Source organism: Halomonas almeriensis (assembly GCF_030409235.1).
Taxonomy (GTDB): domain Bacteria; phylum Pseudomonadota; class Gammaproteobacteria; order Pseudomonadales; family Halomonadaceae; genus Halomonas; species Halomonas almeriensis.
The window spans coordinates 88265-106735 of record NZ_JAUFPO010000002.1; the positions used below are offsets into that span (position 1 = coordinate 88265).

The following is an 18471-nucleotide window of genomic DNA, read 5'->3' on the forward strand; positions in this document are numbered from 1 at the left end:
CGCTCAGTTGGGGACGCCGGGGATCTCGGCGTTGCGAGGGCAGGCGGCGCCGGCCTGGTCGAAAAGGTGGCAATGGCGGCCGTCCAGGCCAAGCGTGATCCACTGTCCATCCTCGAGCGGTGTCAGACCCCCGAGCCGCTGGGTCAGAGTGTTCGTGATGCCCTCGACCGTCAGGTGTGCCAGGGTTTCGTATCCCAGCTTCTCGGCCACCAGCAGTCTCGCCTCCAGCACAGCTTCGGCATCTTCGCCAGGCACGAAGTCTTCGGCCCTCACTCCCAGGGTGGCGGTGTCCCCGGTGTTCAACCGAGAGCCGTCGACATGCACCTGCAACGGCTCACCATTGGGCAGCCGGACCAGCGTCCGGTCGCTGCCGGGTTCGCTCACGGTCACCTCCAGGGTGTTGATACGCGGCGAGCCGATAAACTCGGCGACCTCGAGGGTTCGCGGGAAGTGGTAGAGTGACAGTGGAGCGCCGACCTGAGCGATGCGGCCACCAGACAGCAACACGATCCGGTCGGCCAGGGTCATGGCTTCGACCTGGTCATGAGTGACGTAGATCATGGTCGCACCCAGCCGCTTGTGCAGCTCGGCGATCTGGACGCGCATGTCGACACGCAGTGCCGCATCAAGGTTGGACAAGGGTTCATCGAACAGAAAGACCGCCGGCTCCTTGACCAGGGTACGGCCGATGGCCACGCGCTGGCGTTGCCCGCCGGAAAGGTCCTTGGGCTTGCGCTCGAGCAGCTCGTTGAGGTGCAGAATATCCGAGGCGGCCTGGACCCGCTCCTTGATCTCGCTCTTGGAGACCCGAGCCAGTTTGAGCCCGAATGCCATGTTCTCGGCCACGGTCAGGTGGGGGTAGAGGGCGTACGACTGGAAGACCATGCCGATGTCCCGCTCCTGCGGTGGTATATCGTTGATGCGCTCGCCGTCGAGGCTCATCTCGCCCTCGGAAATGGTTTCGAGGCCCGCGATCATGCGCAGCAGCGTCGATTTTCCGCACCCGGACGGGCCGACAAAGACCACGAACTCGCCATCCTCGATGGTCAGGTCAATGTCGCGTGAGACCTCGACACCATCGAATTCCTTGCCGATGCCTTGCAGATTCAAATGTCCCATTCGGCAGCCTCCTCATCCAGGGGCGGGCAGGTGGCCATGGCGATACCATGGGCGGGCAGCTCCAGCTGACCGTTGTGCCACTGTCCATTGATCATTGCGGGTGCAGAGGGGATGGCCCGGGCAGCGGCGGGGGCCGGCAATTGACGGGGGCCATCGGAGAAGTTGAGGGCGACCAGTATTCGCGACCCCGAGAGCTCGCGTTCCAGGCAGATCACATCCTGATGCACGTCATGGTAATGAATGTCGCCTTGTTGCAGGACCGGCAGCGTACGGCGAAAGGCCAACAGTTCACGCAGTGAATTGAGCAGCGATTCGCTGTCCTGCTCCTGTCGATCGACGGCCAGTTCTCGATGCGCGTCGGGAATCGGTAGCCAGGGCGAAGCCGTGGTAAATCCACAGTAAGGAGCATCGCTCCGCCAGGGCATGGGTGTTCGGCAGCCATCGCGTCCCTTGTAGGCGGGCCAGAAATTGATGCCCGCCGGGTCGACCAGTTGGTCGAAGGTCAACTCGGCCTCGGTCAGACCCAGCTCCTCGCCCTGGTACAGGCAGACACTGCCGCGCTGGGTCAGCAGAAAGGCCAGGTGCAGGCGTTGTTTGGCTGGCTGGTGCTCGGCATTCCACCGGGTCGCCAGACGGGTGACGTCATGGTTGCCCAGCGCCCAGCAGGGCCAGCCGTCACCGATGCGCGCTTCCATTTCGCGCAGGGTGTTGACCAGAAAGTCGGGGTCATGACGCTCGCTCAGCAAATCAAAGGAATACGCCATGTGAAGGCGCTTATTGCCCTGCGTGTAAGCGGCCATGACTCCGAGGGAATCATCATCACCGACTTCACCGACACTGGTGGTTTCCGGGTATTCATCGAGCAGTGCCCGCAGGCGTTCCAGGAAATCCAGGTTCTCGGGCTGAGTCTTGTCGTGGAGATGCTCCTGGAACCCATAGGGGTTGTCGGGACGCACGCCCAGAAAGCCGGACGCGATATCCTGCCGAGGAGGATTGTCCTCGAGCTTGCCATGCGTACAGAAGTTGATGGCATCCAGTCGGAAGCCGTCCACTCCGCGGTCCAGCCAGAAGCGCACCTCGTCGAGAATCGCGTCGACGACTTCCGGATTGCGGAAGTTCAGGTCGGGCTGCGAGGGGAGAAAGTTATGCAGATAGTATTGGCAGCGCTGCGTATCCCATTGCCAGGCCGGACCGCCGAAGATGGCTTGCCAGTTGGTCGGCGGCGTGCCATCCGGGCGGGGGTCGGCCCAGACGTACCAGTCCGCCCGAGGATTGTCGCGACTTTGACGGCTTTCCGCGAACCAGGGGTGCTGGTCGGAGCTGTGTGACAGTACCTGGTCGATGGTGACCTTCAAGCCCCTCGCATGAGCCGCGTCGAGTAGACGGTCAAAATCCTCCAGGCTGCCGAACATGGGGTCCACGCCGCGGTAGTCACTGATGTCGTAACCAAAGTCCTTCATGGGCGAGGTGAAGAAAGGAGAGAGCCAGATGGCATCGACATTCAGGGAGGCGATGTAGTCCAGCCGGTCGATCACGCCCTGCAGGTCACCGGTGCCACTCTGGCCGGTGTCCATGAAGCTGCGTGGATAAATCTGATAGATAACGGCACCGCGCCACCAGTCGTTGCCCTGCCGGCCGATGTATGCGGAATCTCTTGAGCTCATTCCAGTATTCCCTGTCGTGTGGGCCGGCGTGGCGGTCGACGACCGGCCACACCGCTAGGATCGCTGACATGATGGCGCCCTCGTCGTCAGGAAAGATCCTCCTGTTGCGTCTCGACCGGGCGTAGACAAGGGGATGAGCGCAGTCAGTGGGGGCTAGAGGCGTGCCATGAGGTCCGAGGCCAGCTCGATCGCTTCACGGCGATGGCGGATGTTCTGCTTCTGATAGAGACTGCGTATATGCGTTTTGATGGTCGTAGGTGCGACGCTCAGCTGCTCGGCGATCTGCTCGTTCGACAAGCCGGCATGTATCAGTCCAAGGATCTGCCACTCGCGCCGTGTCAGTGGCGAGGTGCGAATGAGCTCGGGGACGTCGGACCGCGATATGATGTCATTGATCACGCGCTCGTCCAGCATCAGGCGCACGGCACGGCCGAAGTCCCGCTGTCGGTGGACCAGCTCGATGAGACGCTCGGCGCGCCCCCGGGTGATGTCGTCGAGGGGTGCCTGCTCGAGCACCAGGGGCAACATCTCAGTCAGTGGCTTGCCCAACCGCAGGAAACTGCCGGTCAAGGCGGTGCGTGATGCCAGCTCAAGGGCCTGATGCATGTGCCCGAGGGCCGCTTCCCGGCGCTGGCATTGCCACTCGAGGGCCGCCAGGCAGAGCTGGTTACGGTTGGCGTCGGTGACCAGTCCGAAGCGTTCGGTCTGTACCTCCAGGGCGTGAAGCAGCTCGCGTGCCTGATCCGGGGAATCCAGCATCATCAGGGCACGTGCATGATTGCGTACGTTCGCCTGCACAAAATGGTTGCTGGCTGCGTGGGGCTCGGCAGGCGGCGCCTCCCGTAACCAGCGTGCCACCGACTCCAGGTCCCCGTTGGTCTGCCACCAGGTCAGCAGCGTGGCATGCGCGTTGGCGCGCCAATCGATATGGTAGTCGCCCTCGGCGAGTATTTTACGCAAGCGTCGCACATGGTCCGACGACTGTGTCCGGTCGCCGCGAGACAGGGCAATCTTGGCCAGGCTGACATGGCATTGCAGGGTCCAGCGCTCGCCGCGCTGGTCCAGTAAGGCGATGCCGGCCAGAGCCGCATGTTCGGCTTCGTCCAGGCGGTGCCATTCCCAGAGCAGTTGGCTGCGGATGCGATACAGGAACTCGGCTATGGGCAGGGTCTCGAGGCCACTGTGCTCCAGATGAGCAAAGGCGCGTTCCTGGATATCAAAAGCGGCCTGGAGCCGGCCCTGAGCCACCAGCGTTTCGGAATGGTGGCACAGGGCCCAGAGCATCAGCTGATCGTCCTCGATCTGCAGGGCCTGCCTTTCGACGTCATGCGTTCGCTTCAGGGAGTCCTCCAGGTGGCCTTGCACAAAGCGGGATTCGCACAGGATGGCACTGGCCGATACCGGGGTGGCGGCAATATAGTGCGCCGGTAGCTGCAGGGCTTGTTCCGCCAGGGGCGCGGCCTGTTCGGCATCGCCCCGATTGATGGCCAGCTGTGCCCGCAGGGTGGCGAACTCGGCTGTCAAAACTTGCCATTCGGGATCATCCAGCTGGGCCTCGATCCACATGATCGCCTGGCCGGTACGGTCGAATTGATACTGCGCATGGGACACCCAGCCGTGGACAAGAGTCAGGTACGGAGAAGCACTGACCCGGGTTTCGCCAAGCATGGCCAGGCCACTGGCTAGCAAGGCAAAGTGGCCCTGAGACAAGAGGTGAGGCGCCTGGCTCTCGATCAGCTTTGCCAGGGCTTCGGCATCTTCCGCCTGGATGGCCTGAGCCACCGACATGGCCGCGTCCCCCATGGCCAACCAGGCCTGGCTGGCACGATGGTGCAACTGGCGTTGGCTGTGCTGGCTGAGCTCATGCTGGCGGTATCGAAGGTAGTCGGCAAACAGCGGGTGAAAGCGTCGCCATTGATCGTGCGGATCGAGACGTTGCAGGAAGAGCCCTTTGTGCTCCAGTGTCTCCAGGCGCTGCGATACGCCCCCATCGTCAAGCAACCGAGCCACTAGCTGTGGGGAAAAGCGTTCGAGCACGCCGAGTTGCAGCAGCAGCTCGCGACCGGCAGTGTCGAGGCAGTCGGCCAGCAGGTCATCGAACCAGGCAACGAAATCCGGGTGGGCCCCGCAGAGCTTATCCAGCAGGGTGTCGAACCCGGCGCGACTGCTGGTGCGTTCCACCAGCCAGCTCAATGCCAGTGGCCAGCCTTCGGTGAGACGCACGGCCCGCTCGAGGCTGACCCGTGAAGGAGGAATGCTCAGCTGCTCGGCGAACAGGGTCTCGGCTTCCTCGTCACTCATGGCCAGTGCTGCAGTGCCGATCTCCTCCAGTTCCCCCCTCATGCGCAGAGCGGGCAGACCGATACGGGGTTGGGAACGTGACACGAGGGTCAGCGTCAGCCATCCAGGCTGGTGGCGCAGCCAATGTGTCAAAGCCTCAAGGATGGTCGGGTGCTGCAGGTGTTCGGCAGCGTCGAGCACCAGGCGACAGGAGGTGGCCCGGGCGGGCAACAGGGCAAGCCACTCCTCGATGCTCTCATCGAGTGTCGCAGGCTTGTCACGCGTTGGCAGGGTCAGGTCGAGCTGGTCCCGGCAAAGCGTTTCCAGTGCGGCCCCGAAATACATCGCAAAACGGTCGGGGTCGTCATCTCGGGCATCCAGGCGCAGCCATGCCGCCGGTTGCTCCAGACAGGGCAGACGCTCGGCCACCAGGCAGCTTTTGCCGTAACCGGAGGGGGCTTCGATCAACAGCACCCGGATGTGCTCGGCCAGGGCAAAATGATGGTTGAGGCGAGGGCGTGCCACCAGGGACAAGGGCAGTGTCGGTAGCGAGAGTTTCTCCGGTATCAGTGGCATGGACCATCCCTGGCGAGTGAGGCTTGACGAATTATGCCGGAGATATGCTACTAGGGAGCGCCTTCTGCGACCAAGGTCTCAGGCGCCCGGGTGCCCGCTGAGAGCCCCAGCGGTCGGTCAGCCATTGGAGCCGGCGGCGCCGCCCACCATGCCGCTGCGCAAGGGGGCTCGGTCGCCGCCGGCGCCGAGGTGCGAGGCCACGGCGTCTTCCGGTGAGCCGGCCAGTTCGCGGAACATGCCCATGGAGCCCAGCAGGGCGGAGGATTCGTAGGGCACGAAGACGCGCTCGCCTTCCTGGGCCATCTTGGGCAGTACCTTGATGTAGCTCTGGCCGAGCAGATAGCCGACCACCGTCTGCTTGTTGTCCTCGCTGTCGCCGAGGGCGTTGAGCACCAGCTTGATCGATTCCTGCTCGCCCTGGGCGCGCAGAATGGCGGATTCCTTGTCGCCCTCGGCGTTGAGAATCGCGGATTCGCGCTGGCCCTGAGCGGTGGCGATGGCCGCGGATTTCTCGCCTTCGGCCTCGGTAACGGTGGCGCGGCGCTTGCGTTCGGCGGCCATCTGCAGGCGCATGGCCGACTCGACTTCCTCGGGCATGGCGATATCCTGCACCTCGACCCGCGAGATCTTCACGCCCCACTTGGAGGCGGCTTCTTCCATGGCGGCCTGGATCTCGTTGTTGACCTCGGCACGTGACTCGAACAGCTTGTCGAGTTCCATCTTGCCGACCACCGAGCGCAGGGTGGTCTTGGCCAGCACCTCCACCGCTTGGCTCATGTTCTCGACCTCGTAGACCGCCCGCTTGGGGTCGATGATCTGGTAATAAAGGGCGCCATTGATGGTCACCGTGACGTTGTCGGTGGTCACCACCGGCTGGCCGGGGAAATCCATGACGGTTTCGCGGCGATCGATGCGTGTCTCGTCGCTGGTGATCGCCAGGTACTCGTCACCCGCCTTGCGATAACGAATCATGGTGATGGCGCGTGGCTGCTCGATGAACGGAATGATGATATTGATGCCACTCTCCAGCAGGCGATTGAACGACCCCAGCCGCTCGATGACCATGACCTCCGATTGTCGGACCACCACCAGGCCCTTGATGACGATCACGATGCCGATGACGACGATGAGCAGGCTGAGAATCAGCCCGGGGCTGACGGGTAAATCCATGGTCAGGTTTCCTTGTGGTCGGAGAGCGAGACGACGGCGGTCGTGCCATCGAACTCCTTGAAGGTGACAAGGGTATCAGCTTGCAGGGGCGGTGTGCCCGTGGCGTCCACCGATGTGGCGAGGCGCACCCGGTAGAAGTCACCATTAACCTTGATGCCCAGCGCGCCATCGAAATCACGCTGGATGACGCGGTACGTCGAGCCCTGTTCCACCCCGGTACCGGTGGTGCCGTAGGCCACCCCGGCGGGTGAGAACCAGGGGCGGATCCGCCAGATCGTCACCGGCAGCAGAATGCCGGAAAAGGCGCCCATGGTCAGCAGTTGCCAGGCCAGGTCAAGGCCCAGCGCGGCAACCCCGGCGGTCAGGGCAGCGGCCAGGCCCAGCGCCAGCAACAGCAAGGCGCCGGATGTCAGCTCGGCCAGCCCCAGCAGCAGGGCAACGACCAGCCAGGTATACGCAGGGTTCCAGTCCATGATCTCTCCGTGGCTGACGCGGCACTCCGGGGCTTTCCCGGCAGGGCCTTTCGATCCTGCTATATAATGCGGGCATGAAGCGTCATTGTCATCGTCCCGCCGATAGCCGGTCGTCGGTCCCACCGCTCAACGGCAACGGGCAGCGGGGCGGAGACGCAATCCCGACAGGAGAGACAACAGCATGAAACGACAGAATGGAGGTAGCAGGTGACGGGCGTGATCTACTGGCTGGATATGATGGGGGTGATCGTCTTCGCCCTCTCCGGGGTGATTCTCGCCTGTCGTTCGCGCATGGACCCCTTCGGCATGCTGGTTCTGGCGGCCATGACGGGTATCGGAGGTGGCACCCTGCGTGATCTGGTGCTTGGGGTTCGGCCGGTCTTCTGGGTCGAGGATCCGGTCTACCTGTGGGTGGTGCTGGCCACGGTGGGACTGTCCATCTTGGGTTTTCATTACATTCACCGCCTGTCGCGGGTATTTCTACCGGTGGCGGATGCCTTCGGCCTGGCCCTGTTCACAGTCATCGGCGCCCACAAGGCACTCCTGCTCGAGACCTCTGGCGTCGTGGCGGTGCTGATGGGGCTGCTGACCGGGGTGGCCGGCGGCATGATGCGCGATGTGCTGGCGCGGCGGGTGCCCATGGTGCTGCGCCAGGAGATCTATGCCACGGCGTCGATTGCCGGCGGGATGGTTCTGGTGGGCCTTCAGGCCCTGGAGACCTCGTTGTTTGTCTCCATCGGCGCCGGCCTGATGACCACCCTTGGGCTGCGTCTGGCGGCGATTCGCTGGCGCTTGGCTTTGCCGGTCTTTGCCTGGGTCGAGGTCGAGCGCCCGGCCCCGCCCACGGGGGAGGGCGAGACACCGGCGGCGCCCCAGCGTCCCAAGGCCAGAGTCAGACTTCTGCCGCCCGAACGCACGGCACGCCGCAAGGATCGGGCATGATAGCGCTGCCGTCATGGCATATCGCCCGGCGCGGTGCGCCGGGCGGGTAGTGGCATCAGCCTAAAACCGTGAAGGTATCAGCGTTGATCCACAGGTGGGCCATGATGCTGGCGATGTAGCCAAGCGCGATCACCGGGCTCCAGCGCAGGTGACCCAGGAAGGTGTAATTGCCGCGGGCCTGGCCCATCAGCGCCACGCCGGCGGCCGAGCCCACCGACAGCAGGCTGCCGCCGACCCCGGCCGTTAGAGTGATCAGCAGCCAGTGACCATGTGACATGTCGGGTTCCATGGTCAGCACCGCGAACATCACCGGGATGTTGTCGACCACCGCCGAGATCACGCCCAGGGCCACATTGGCCCAGGTGGCATCCCACTGGGTGTAGAGCACATCGGACAGCAGCCCCAGGTAACCCATGAAGCCCAGGCCACCGACACACATCACGACCCCGTAGAAGAACAGCAGCGTATCCCACTCGGCACGTGCCACACGGTTGAAGACATCAAAGGGCACCACGCTGCCCAGTTGCTGGAGCTTTTTCCAGTCACCGCGCTGGGTGTAGCGGCTGCGCTTGCGCTCCAGCGAGCGCGGCAGGCTCTGGCGCAGGTAGTAACCGAAGAACTGCAGGTAGCCCAGGCCGGTCATCATGCCCAGTACCGGTGGCAGATGCAGCAGGGTGTGGCAGGCCACTGCCGTGGCTACGGTCAGCAGAAACAGGGCGATAATGCGTCGCGCGCCACGCTTGAGCCAGATGTCTTCCTCGACACTGGCCGGCTTGCGGTTCCGGATGAAGAAGGTCATCACCACGGCGGGGATCAGGAAGTTGACCAGGGACGGCAGCAGCAGTGCGAAGAACTCCTGGAAGTGCACCAGGCCGGCCTGCCAGACCATCAGGGTGGTGATATCGCCGAAGGGGCTGAAGGCGCCACCGGCATTGGCCGCCACGACGATGTTCACACAAGCCAGATTGATGAATCGCTTGTCGCCCTCGGCCACCTTGGTGACCACGGCGCACATCAGCAGGGCCGTCGTCAGGTTGTCGGCGATCGGCGAGATGACAAAGGCCAGCACCCCGGTCAGCCAGAACAGCATGCGGTAGCTGAAGCCCTTGCGAACCATCCAGGAGCGCAGGGCATCGAAGACATTGCGCTCTTCCATGGCGTTGATGTAGGTCATCGCCACCAGCAGGAAGAGCATCAGTTCGGTGAACTCGAGCAGTGTCACACGAAAGGCATGTTCCGATTCGCTGGGCATGCCGGCCTTGACGTAGACCCAGCCGATCAGGCCCCAGATGATGCCGGCCGCCACCAGCACCGGCTTGGACTTGCGCATGTGCAGCTTTTCTTCGGCCATGACCAGGGAGTAGGCCAGCACGAAGACCGCGACGGCGAGAAAGCCGACAAAGGAACCGGTCAGATCGAGTTCACCCGTGGCCGCGATGGCGGGCGCCATCGGCAACAGGGTCAGCAGTGCCACGCAGGCCAGCATTAATCGGAGGGAGAGAAGCGGACCACGTCGGGACCGGTGTGCGGGGCGGCAGAAGCTTTGCAGCATCATCATTAACCTGATTTATAAAAAGTCGGAAGAATAGGCGAAGAAATCTGGTGAATCTTACCATTTTGCAAGCGTTGATACGGTGGTTCAGGCTGCCTCTTTTGTAGGGTGCAGTAACATGCCGGCACTCGTTGCGATGCCGCCTCACGAGCAAAGTCCGGCACGGCCACCCCCGACCGGAATTTTATGGCATCATCTGCCCTTTCCGGCGGGGATGCCGGAAGGCTTCTGTAACGCCCATGACACAGGCAGACTTCGACGCATGTTTCTCGACGATTATCACTCGCGCACGGACTCGCATCTTTGCATAACCGCCGATCAGGCGAGTCGCTTCGCCAAGCGTGTGGCCGGTGACTACAACCCCATTCACAATGCGGATGCGCGACGCTTCTGCGTACCCGGGGATCTGCTGTTCGCGCTGGTACTGGCACGCTTCGGGCTTTCCCAGAAGATGACCTTTCGCTTCTTGAGCATGGTCGGTGACAGCGTGCCGCTGACTTTCAGCGAAGGCTCGGATGGCGTGATCCGGGTCCAGGATGAAGCCGGCAAATGCTATCTCGAAGTATATCGCGAAGGCGAAGTCACTCACGACGAGGCCGTCGTGGAGGCCTTCACTCGCTGCTATGTGGCGTTTTCAGGCAAGAACTTCCCGCACTACCTCAAGCCGCTGATGGAAGAGCGGGGCGTGATGTTCAACCCGCGCCGGCCGCTGGTCATCTACGACAGTATGGGCTTCTCGCTGCAGCGTCTGGACGGGCTCGACCCCGGCCTCGAGCTGCTGGACTCTTCACTGGATGTGGTCGGCAAGCGCGGTGATGTGCAGCTCGACTTCCGCATCGTCGCCGGTGGCGAGGCTATTGGCAGTGGTGCCAAGAAACTGGTCGTCAGCGGGCTCTGTGATTACGACGCCGCGGCCATGGACGACATCGTCGATGAATTCTACCGGCTCAAGGCCGCCCACGAGGCCGACTGGTAGCGGCTGTCCTTGCCGGGTCGTCATCAGGCCGGTATCAGGTTGAGCGCCATCCCCCCAAGACCGCACACCAGCACGGCCATCCAGGCCGGCTGTCGCCAGACGGCCAGCAGCGTGAAGCCGACCAGTGCCAGCGCGAATTCGCGGGGCCCGAGGATGGCGCTTGTCCACACCGGCTGATACAGGGTGGCCACCAGCAGCCCGACCACAGCGGCGTTGGCGCCGCGCATCAGTGCCTGGATGGTGGTGCGCTCGCGCAGGCTGTTCCAGAACGGCAGCGCCGCCATCAACAGCAGCATGCCCGGCAGGAAGATGGCCAGCAGGGCCATTCCCGCTCCGACCAGGCCCCCGGGCACCGTAGTGGCCGCCATGCCCAGATAGGCCGAAAAGGTGAAGAGCGGGCCGGGAACCGCCTGGGCCGCCCCATAGCCGGCCAGAAAGTCGTCGGCACCCACCCAGCCGGGCTGGACGACCGCCGCCTCTAGCAGAGGCAAGACGACATGGCCGCCACCGAATACCAGGGCGCCGGCGCGGTAGAAGGCATCCAACAGGGCCAGGCCCGACCCCGGCGCCGCCAGCATCGGCAGGCCCAGCAGTAGCGCCAGGAACAGGCCCAGGCAGAACAGGCCGCCGCGGCGGGAAATGCCGATGCCCGGCACCGGCGGTCGTGCCTCGGTGCTGCCACGGCAGAACAGCAGGCCGGCCAGTCCGCCGAGCACAATGGTCACGACCTGACCGACGGTGCCCCCCAGTGCCGTGACCAGCAGCGTGGCGGCAACGGCGATGGCGGCTCGCGTTCCGTCCGGACAGAGGTTGCGTGCCATGCCCCAGACGGCATGGGCGACGATGGCCACGGCGACCACCTTGAGGCCCTGCAGCAGGCCCTGGCCGACCGCGCCGTCGAGGCTGCCGGCGCCCAGGGCGAACAGCACCAGCAAAAGGGCAGAGGGCAGGGTGAAGGCCGTCCAGGCCGCCAGGCCGCCCAGCGGCCCGGCCCGCATCATTCCGAGGGCGAAGCCTACCTGGCTGCTTGCCGGGCCGGGCAGGAACTGACACAGCGCCACCAGATCGGCATAGGCATGTTCATCGAGCCACTGGCGACGCGTGACGAATGTCTCGCGAAAGTAGGCCAGGTGCGCCACCGGGCCGCCGAAGGCCGTCATGCCGAGGAGCAAAAAAGCATGAAACACTTCCCGGACAGGGCGGCTTTCAGGCGATGACGTCATGATGAAGGTCAATCCGTAAGGAATGAGGATGGCAGCCCGCAGGCCATGGCGTATCTTGGCTCATCAGGTTATCACCGATAGATGACAAGACGATGATGCGTGCCCTGCAGGCGATCAATGTTGTGCTTGAGTGTTTCGATCGTCTGTTGACGCTGGCCCGGATGTACAACGACATCCGCCCACCAGCTCAACCGCACCATGCGCATCCTCACGGTGATGACCGCCATCTCCGTGCCGCTGAGTTTTCTGACCGGGCTGAATGGCATGAACTTTGGGCACATGCCCGAGCTGGCCTGGCGCTATGGCTATTTCATGCTTTTGGGAATGATGCTGGCGCTGGTGGCCGGCATGCTGTACATGTTCCGACCCAAGCGCTGGTTAGAGGCGAGCCCGGCATTCTGATGGGCCCTTAGACGATGCTGCCCGGGTCCTTCTTGGAGTCACGCGCGGCGTCCCGGCTTTCCTCTTCCTGCCAGGCGCCACTGACCATGCGGTAGGCCACGGCACCCAAGAGTGCGCCGCCGAGGGGAGCGGTCCAGAACAGCCACAGCTGATCCATTGCCCAGTCGCCGACGAACATCGCCACACTGGTGCTGCGCGCCGGATTGATCGAGCCGTTGGTGATCGGCACGCTGATCAGATAAATCATCGTCAGGCACAAGCCGGCGGCCAGCGGGGCCGCCCAGGCCGGAGCCTGCTTGTCGGTGTCGCCCAGCATGACGAACACATAGACCAGGGTCAGAATCGTCTCGATCAACAGCGCGGAGACGACATCATAGCCGCCCGGTGAATACTCGCCATACCCGTTGGCGCCAAAGCCCTGGCCAAAACCTAGAGCTTCACCTTGCCTCGCAGCGCCTTGGTCTTGCCCTTGTTGACCTTCTTGTCGACTCGGCGGCGCTGCGAGCCCTTGGTCGGTTTGGTCGGCTTGCGGGTCTTGCGCTGCTTGACGGCGTCCTGAATCAGCTGTCTCAACCGCTCCAGGGCATCCTGCCTGTTGAGTTCCAGGGTGCGGTGTTTCTGTGCCTTGATGACCACCACACCTTCCTTGCTGATGCGCTGGTCGGACAGCGCCATCAAGCGTTCCTTGTAGAAGGGCGGGAGCGATGAGCCGGGAATGTCGAATCTCATATGAACGGCCGACGCCACCTTGTTGACGTTTTGCCCCCCGGCGCCCTGAGCTCGCACCTGGGTGATCTCGATATCCTGCTCGGTCAATTCCACGCTGTTGGATAAGCGAAGCATGGGCCTCCTGTTGTATAGGGTTAACTCGGCACGACGTCGCGGCCGCTGGCCTGCTGAACTGCCGCCATGCGCTCCACCGGAACATCGCTCAAGGCATTGAAGCAGGGGGAGCCATAATAGAAGCCCTGCTGCAAGCGAATGCCGGCAGCCAGCAGCCAGCTCGCTTCCGCCTGTAGTTCCACTCCCTCGGCGACCACTTCGACATCGAGCTCCCGGGCCATGCCCAGGATGGCCGCCAGCACGGTCTGGCGCCGCGGGTCACGATGACAGGCCGTGACCATCAGGCGGTCCAGCTTGAGGCTGTCGGGCGTCAGCTCGACCAGGAGATCCAGATTGGCATAACCGCTGCCGAAATCATCCAGGGCGATGCAAAAGCCGTGTTCTCGATAGGTAGCGATGATATTGCGCAGGTGCTCGCGGTCGCGCACCGCCTCCGACTCGACGATCTCGAAGGTCAGCCTGTCAGCGGGCCATCCCAGGCGGCGGGATATTTCCAGGGTGGCTTCCAGGCAGGCCTCGGGCTCATAGACGGCATTGGGCAGAAAGTTGATCGACAGAGACGCCGTCATGCCCAGGTGGCTGGCCTGGTCGATCGCCTTGACGCGGCAGGCCTGGTCGAAACGGTAGAGGTCGAGGGGACTGACCCGATCGAGGATATCCCGTGCGGTGGCCCCGCTCGGGCCGCGCACTAGTGCCTCATAGGCGTGGATGCGTCCCGCCGCGACATCGACGATCGGCTGAAAGGCCATGTTGAAATCGAACGGCAGCTGGCCCTCGCAGCGTCGGCAGCCGGCTTTGGTACGTGCGCAATGTTTCATCGGCGCCCTGGTGCCTCGGTGAGGATTCCCACATGCGCATCGTCTGCCGAGTCGCGCTTCGACGTCAGTCACGTCCCTGTGAGCCGCGTAACGGATCCAGCAGGCTACTCAACCCATTATGGTCGATTTCCTGCATCAGTTGCAGCAGCCGGCCGATTTCGCCGTCGGGGAAGCCTTCCCGGGCGAACCAGTTCAGGTAGGGGCCGGGCAGATCGGCGATCAGCGTGCCGGCGTGCTTGCCGAACGGCATGCGCCGGGTCAACAGTCGTTCCAGATCCTCGGGGTTCACGAACAGGCTCCTGGCAGAATGATCCTGATATCTTGCGAGAAGACGGCGGTCGAGTCACGTCGCGTCATGATCCGCGACCTTGAATAGTGGCCCGGTGGCCCGCACTGACGGAAGAGCATTTCATCCAAGGAGGCGGCATGACGACATTGGTAATCGGTGCCAACGGGCAGTTTGGCCGCCAGTTCTGCGCGCTGGGCCATCGTGACGGAGTCTCGTATGTCATTGCCGGAAGCGCGTGACCTGGCCGGCCGGGTTCGTCAGGTGCTGGAGAACGCCCCCGAAGCGGCATTGCCGCTGACCTATCGTCAGTTGGCCGAGGCGCTGGGGCTGACGCCGCCGCGGACCATCCAGCGGGTCACCACGGCCCTCGAGCAATTGATGGCGGAGGATGTCGCAGCCGGGCGCCCCATGCTGGCGGCCCTGGTGGTCAGTCAGCGCGGTGAAGGGCTGCCGGCCGAGGGGTTCTTTGAACGGGCGGCCGAGCTGGGGCGTCTGCCCGCCGACCCGGCGCTCCAGGCCGAAGCCTATCGCGCCGAATACCAGCGAGCCCTGGCGGCTCGCGCCTGAATGCCCGCCTCATTGGGTGCCGACGAGCAGCCCCACTATGCTCACCACGATCAGCACCCCGCCGAGTACCCGGAAGAAGCGTTCGCCGCCCGCGTCGAGCATCAGGCGGTGGGCGCGCTCGCCCATCAGGTGACCGAGCAGGGCACAGGGCAGTAGCCACAGCTGATGAATCAACTGCAGGTCGACCCCGGCGATGAGGAAGGAAACCATCTTGATCGCCACCAGGATGAACCACAGCACGAACAGCGTATCGCGCAGTTGATGCCGGGCCACATGACTGGCAAAGACCGCGACGATCAGCGGTGCCCCGATCAGCGAGGTGCCGCTGACATAGCCACCCAGGCCCAGCAAGGTGCCGTCGACGAGCTTGCCGCGGCTACGAAACGGCTTGTTGAGGAGATAGCTGGTGCCGTAGACGAGCACGATGGCAAATATGATGATTGTCATCACCTCGCCCGGCAGCGTCAGCAGGCCTACCACGCCGACGAGCTTGGGGACGATCATGACCTTCAGCGCCCGGAACAGATAGCGCCAGTCGATATTGCCATCCGTGCCTGCTTCAGCGTTGCCGGCAGCCCTTGCCTGACGATGGCCACGCCAGGCGATCCAGCTTGAAAAGATCAGCAGCTGAATGGCGATGATCGGTAGAAAGACCACCGGCTCATCAAGCACCAGCAGCAGGAAGGGCAGCGACAGCACGGCACCACCGAACCCCAGGCTGGTACGGACGAAACCGCTCCAGATGAATATCAGGCCGATCAGGGCATACTGGTACCACAGCAGGTCGGCCATGCGTCAGTCGCTTGCCGGGGGCTGGCAGACATCCACCCATTCGGCATCGACCAGTGTGGCCAGTCGCTCAGGTGCCAGGCGCACGGCACTGTTAACTGTCCCGGCGGCCGGCAGCACCTCGTCGTGGGCCTTGAGCGACGCATCGCAGTAGACGGGCACGGCGCTGGTCAGCCCGAAGGGACAGACGCCGCCGACCGGATGCCCGGTCAGGGCCAGCACCGCCTCGGCATCGAGCATTTGCGCCTTGCCCTGGAAGGTCTCGCGCAGACGGCGGTTATCCAGGCGGGTATCCCCGGCGGCGACGATCAGAACGGGGCGTTCACCGATGCGGAATGCCAGGGTCTTGGCAACCTGCCCCGGCGCCACGCCGTGTGCCTCGGCGGCCTCGGCCACCGTGGCGGTGCTGGTATCGAGTTGCAGGATCTCGATGTCGGGGGCGTTGTCGGCGAGGAAAAGACGCACATTGTCGAGGCTCATGGCCGGCTCCTTGAATCATCCCTGCCCGGGTGAGTGGTTAACAGGCTCACGATGATAGCGAATCCGGTCCCGACATGCAGGCTTCAGCCTTCGCCAGCGAGGCGCTGCTGCAGTGCTTCCAGGAAGCGCTGGATGCGCGACGCATTGGTGCCCAGGTCGCTGCGGCCGATTCGCGAGGCGGAGCGCATGTCGACGCGCACGCCCTCCGGGGTCTCGCGGAGGCGCACCACGATGTCATCCGCAAAGCCGAACCAGCGGGTGGTGGCGGTGGCCTCCAGGCGGGTCGCCGAGACCCGGGCCACCTCCCAGCCCTGCTCGGCGACAGTGGCCTCCACGGCGCCCATGACCTCGCTGAGCGGGGCATCGAGTATCACGGGGCCCAGCGCCGGGTAGCCGGCCCGTTGCTGGTCGGCGGTAGCGTCGCCCGGATAGGCCAGCGCATTGGGTGCTTCGCGCCGCGCCTCGGCCAGGGCCTGGAAAGCCGGCGGCGCGGTCATGTCGGTGGTGATGTCGTGGATCGGTGGCACGCTGCGGGCCAGTTGCATCTTGTGGGCGGGCAGGGCGACAGCCGCGGCCACTGTCAGGATGACCAACATGCCCACCAGTGCCGGTCGCCAGCGGCGACACAACCCAGCCACCATGAAGGTCAGCAGCCCCAGCACTCCCGCGCCCACGGCCAGATGAGCGCCCTTGCGCAGCAGGTTGAACGAGTCGGCGAGCGACAGCCATTCCAGGCGGTAGGCCGGCCCCGCCATGGCCATCATGATCAGCGCCACCACCAGCAGCAACACACCCAGCCAGGCAAACATCACCGGCCAGCGGCCACCCCGCGGGCGAGGCTTGAAACTCAGGGACGACATAGCCACTTCTCCTGCTCGACATCACAAGCCCCAGCATAGGCCCCCGACCCCCGGTTTGCCGACCCTGGCCGTTCACCGCGATGCATGTCCTGATACGCGAGCCGGGGAAGCCGGTTTCCACCGGTCGGGAGCGGGGAGTAAGCTATTACGGCGCGCAACGGAAACGCGTCGCTCTTCCATGCCACGCTACAGGGATTTTTCATGTTTGATCTGATCGGTGATATTCACGGTTACGCCGCCGAGCTCGAGGCCTTGCTCGACAAGCTGGGCTACGAGAAACGGGGCGGTATCTGGCAGCACCCCGAGCGGCGCGTCATCTTTCTCGGTGACTTTGTCGATCGCGGCCCGCAGCAATTCGAGACCGTGAATATCGCCCGTGCCATGGTCGAGGCGGGCCACGCTCTGGCGGTGCTGGGTAATCACGAATTCAATGCCGTGGCCTGGGCGACACCGGACCCGCAGCATCCCAGCGAATATCTGCGCCCGCATACCGCCAAGAACCGCCAGCAGCACCAGGCATTTCTCCACCAGGTCGGCGAGGACAGCCCGCAGCATCGTGACATGATCGAGTGGTTCAAGACCCTTCCGGTCTATCTGGAACTCGACGACCTGCGTGTGGTGCATGCCTGCTAGAATCCGGCCAGCCGATCTTCATCGGCCGCTACTGGCTAACCGGTGATCCAGCGCCGCTCAGCGAGCAGGTCATCTGCCTGGATTACAGCGTGGCCGGCAGTGGTGGCGGCAAGCTTTGCGCCTACCGTTTCGCTGCGGGCGAGCCGCTTACCGTCGACCGTTTTGTCTGGGTCACGTAATGTCGGGGCACCATCAGGCAACGCGAGGCAACGGCATGCAGATAGTGGATTACCGGCAGTGTGCGGCCAGTGAACTGGAAGACCTGTGTTACTCGGTCTTCGCCGAATCGGAAAACGCCGCGGAAGGGCGCATGGTCAGCAAGCTGGTGCGTCAGTTGACCGGCGATACTCCCGAGCAGGACGTGCAGGGCTGGGTCGCGGTGGATGACGCCGGCCCTGTGGGGCTGGTGTTCTTCAGTCGTCTGCGTATCGGCGAGCGCCCGGATATCGTACTGCTCTCGCCGCTGGCGGTGCGCTCCACCGCCCAGAAAACCGGCATCGGCCGTGCTCTCGTCGATCACGCACGCGAGCAGCTCAAGGCCGAGGGCATTGCGATCATCACCACCTATGGTGATCCGGCCTATTACCAACGCCTGGGCTTTCAGCCCTTGCCGCAAAGCGTGCTCCCGGCTCCCCATGAGCTCTCCTTTCCGGAAGGCTGGATGGGGCTCTCGCTCAGTGAAGAAGATGTGCCCGAGGTGGCGGGGGACTGTGTCTGTGTGAAAGCCTTCGATGACCCGCTATATTGGTGAATACCACGGTATCGGCACCCGCCAGACAGAGAAAAACCGGGCTCTGGTAGGCCCGGTTCTGGAA

The 18471-nt window shown here is 63.8% G+C and carries 19 protein-coding genes and 1 pseudogene; 6 read left to right on the top strand and 14 right to left on the bottom strand.

The features are described from left to right. Nucleotides 1–3: 3 nt before the first annotated feature. The 5 genes from ugpC to QWY74_RS00695 all read right to left on the bottom strand — a co-directional run bounded on the left by ugpC (nt 4) and on the right by QWY74_RS00695 (nt 7282). On the bottom strand, nt 4–1119 hold the full coding sequence (ugpC, locus tag QWY74_RS00675) for a sn-glycerol-3-phosphate ABC transporter ATP-binding protein UgpC (protein WP_264826713.1): 1116 nt from the start codon (nt 1117–1119) through the stop codon (nt 4–6). After that, on the bottom strand, nt 1107–2783 hold the full coding sequence (locus QWY74_RS00680) for an alpha-amylase family glycosyl hydrolase (protein ID WP_290313557.1): 1677 nt from the start codon (nt 2781–2783) through the stop codon (nt 1107–1109). Before QWY74_RS00680 ends, ugpC begins: the two co-directional genes overlap by 13 nt. Before the next feature lie 153 nt (nt 2784–2936). After that, nucleotides 2937–5639: an HTH-type transcriptional regulator MalT gene (gene malT / locus QWY74_RS00685; RefSeq protein ID WP_264826711.1), complete on the bottom strand. Its 2703-nt coding sequence runs from the start codon at nt 5637–5639 to the stop codon at nt 2937–2939. Between the two features lie 117 nt (nt 5640–5756). Next, nucleotides 5757–6809 (bottom strand): SPFH domain-containing protein, encoded by a 1053-nt coding sequence (locus QWY74_RS00690; protein ID WP_264826710.1) that lies wholly within the window; start codon nt 6807–6809, stop codon nt 5757–5759. Between the two features lie 2 nt (nt 6810–6811). Beyond that, complete coding sequence (locus QWY74_RS00695; RefSeq protein WP_264826709.1) at nt 6812–7282, bottom strand: nodulation efficiency, NfeD-like protein; 471 nt, start codon at nt 7280–7282, stop codon at nt 6812–6814. Nucleotides 7283–7489: 207 nt separating this feature from the next. Here QWY74_RS00695 and QWY74_RS00700 point away from each other — a divergent pair, with 207 nt between their 5' ends. Further along, entirely contained in the window at nt 7490–8224 is a 735-nt protein-coding gene (locus QWY74_RS00700; protein ID WP_264826708.1) for a trimeric intracellular cation channel family protein, read from the top strand. 55 nt (nt 8225–8279) lie between these two features. Here the strand turns inward: QWY74_RS00700 and nhaD are convergent, their stop codons facing one another. Further along, nucleotides 8280–9710, bottom strand: a complete 1431-nt coding sequence (gene nhaD / locus QWY74_RS00705) for a sodium:proton antiporter NhaD (RefSeq protein WP_264826733.1) — start codon at nt 9708–9710, stop codon at nt 8280–8282. 328 nt (nt 9711–10038) lie between these two features. On the opposite strand from nhaD, the gene QWY74_RS00710 reads away from it, so the two are divergent. Further along, nucleotides 10039–10752 (top strand): DUF3581 domain-containing protein, encoded by a 714-nt coding sequence (locus QWY74_RS00710; RefSeq protein ID WP_264826732.1) that lies wholly within the window; start codon nt 10039–10041, stop codon nt 10750–10752. A 23-nt stretch (nt 10753–10775) separates the two neighbouring features. On the opposite strand, the gene chrA is transcribed toward QWY74_RS00710, so the two are convergent. Further along, nucleotides 10776–11975, bottom strand: coding sequence for a chromate efflux transporter (gene chrA / locus QWY74_RS00715; RefSeq protein ID WP_264826707.1), 1200 nt, complete (start codon nt 11973–11975; stop codon nt 10776–10778). Between the two features lie 198 nt (nt 11976–12173). On the opposite strand from chrA, the gene QWY74_RS00720 reads away from it, so the two are divergent. Continuing rightward, nucleotides 12174–12377, top strand: a complete 204-nt coding sequence (locus QWY74_RS00720; RefSeq protein ID WP_264826704.1) for a CorA family divalent cation transporter — start codon at nt 12174–12176, stop codon at nt 12375–12377. 7 nt (nt 12378–12384) lie between these two features. On the opposite strand, the pseudogene QWY74_RS00725 reads toward QWY74_RS00720, so the two are convergent. From QWY74_RS00725 to QWY74_RS00740, 4 genes and pseudogenes are all read right to left on the bottom strand, one after another. After that, nucleotides 12385–12756: pseudogene (locus QWY74_RS00725) on the bottom strand (aquaporin); the annotation flags it as partial. 50 nt (nt 12757–12806) lie between these two features. Further along, nucleotides 12807–13220, bottom strand: coding sequence for an alternative ribosome rescue aminoacyl-tRNA hydrolase ArfB (gene arfB, locus QWY74_RS00730; RefSeq protein WP_264826703.1), 414 nt, complete (start codon nt 13218–13220; stop codon nt 12807–12809). A 20-nt stretch (nt 13221–13240) separates the two neighbouring features. Beyond that, nucleotides 13241–14038, bottom strand: a complete 798-nt coding sequence (locus QWY74_RS00735) for an EAL domain-containing protein (RefSeq protein ID WP_264826702.1) — start codon at nt 14036–14038, stop codon at nt 13241–13243. 64 nt (nt 14039–14102) lie between these two features. Beyond that, on the bottom strand, nt 14103–14327 hold the full coding sequence (locus QWY74_RS00740) for a DUF3820 family protein (protein WP_264826701.1): 225 nt from the start codon (nt 14325–14327) through the stop codon (nt 14103–14105). Nucleotides 14328–14543: 216 nt separating this feature from the next. Here QWY74_RS00740 and QWY74_RS00745 point away from each other — a divergent pair, with 216 nt between their 5' ends. Further along, nucleotides 14544–14894: a hypothetical protein gene (locus QWY74_RS00745; protein ID WP_264826700.1), complete on the top strand. Its 351-nt coding sequence runs from the start codon at nt 14544–14546 to the stop codon at nt 14892–14894. 9 nt (nt 14895–14903) lie between these two features. On the opposite strand, the gene QWY74_RS00750 is transcribed toward QWY74_RS00745, so the two are convergent. The 3 genes from QWY74_RS00750 to QWY74_RS00760 all read right to left on the bottom strand — a co-directional run bounded on the left by QWY74_RS00750 (nt 14904) and on the right by QWY74_RS00760 (nt 17023). After that, nucleotides 14904–15686, bottom strand: a complete 783-nt coding sequence (locus tag QWY74_RS00750) for a sulfite exporter TauE/SafE family protein (protein WP_264826699.1) — start codon at nt 15684–15686, stop codon at nt 14904–14906. 3 nt (nt 15687–15689) lie between these two features. Beyond that, nucleotides 15690–16163 (bottom strand): YbaK/EbsC family protein, encoded by a 474-nt coding sequence (locus QWY74_RS00755; RefSeq protein ID WP_264826698.1) that lies wholly within the window; start codon nt 16161–16163, stop codon nt 15690–15692. 83 nt (nt 16164–16246) lie between these two features. Continuing rightward, nucleotides 16247–17023 (bottom strand): DUF1499 domain-containing protein, encoded by a 777-nt coding sequence (locus QWY74_RS00760; RefSeq protein ID WP_264826697.1) that lies wholly within the window; start codon nt 17021–17023, stop codon nt 16247–16249. A 201-nt stretch (nt 17024–17224) separates the two neighbouring features. Between QWY74_RS00760 and QWY74_RS00765 the strand changes: the two genes are divergently transcribed. Next, the gene (locus tag QWY74_RS00765; RefSeq protein WP_264826696.1) at nt 17225–17656 is read left to right on the top strand and encodes a metallophosphoesterase; all 432 of its coding nucleotides are present in this window, start codon (nt 17225–17227) and stop codon (nt 17654–17656) included. Nucleotides 17657–17870: 214 nt separating this feature from the next. Further along, nucleotides 17871–18407 carry a GNAT family N-acetyltransferase gene (locus tag QWY74_RS00770; RefSeq protein ID WP_264826695.1) on the top strand — a complete coding sequence of 179 codons (537 nt, stop codon included), beginning with the start codon at nt 17871–17873 and terminating at the stop codon, nt 18405–18407. The last annotated feature ends 64 nt before the right edge of the window (nt 18408–18471 follow it).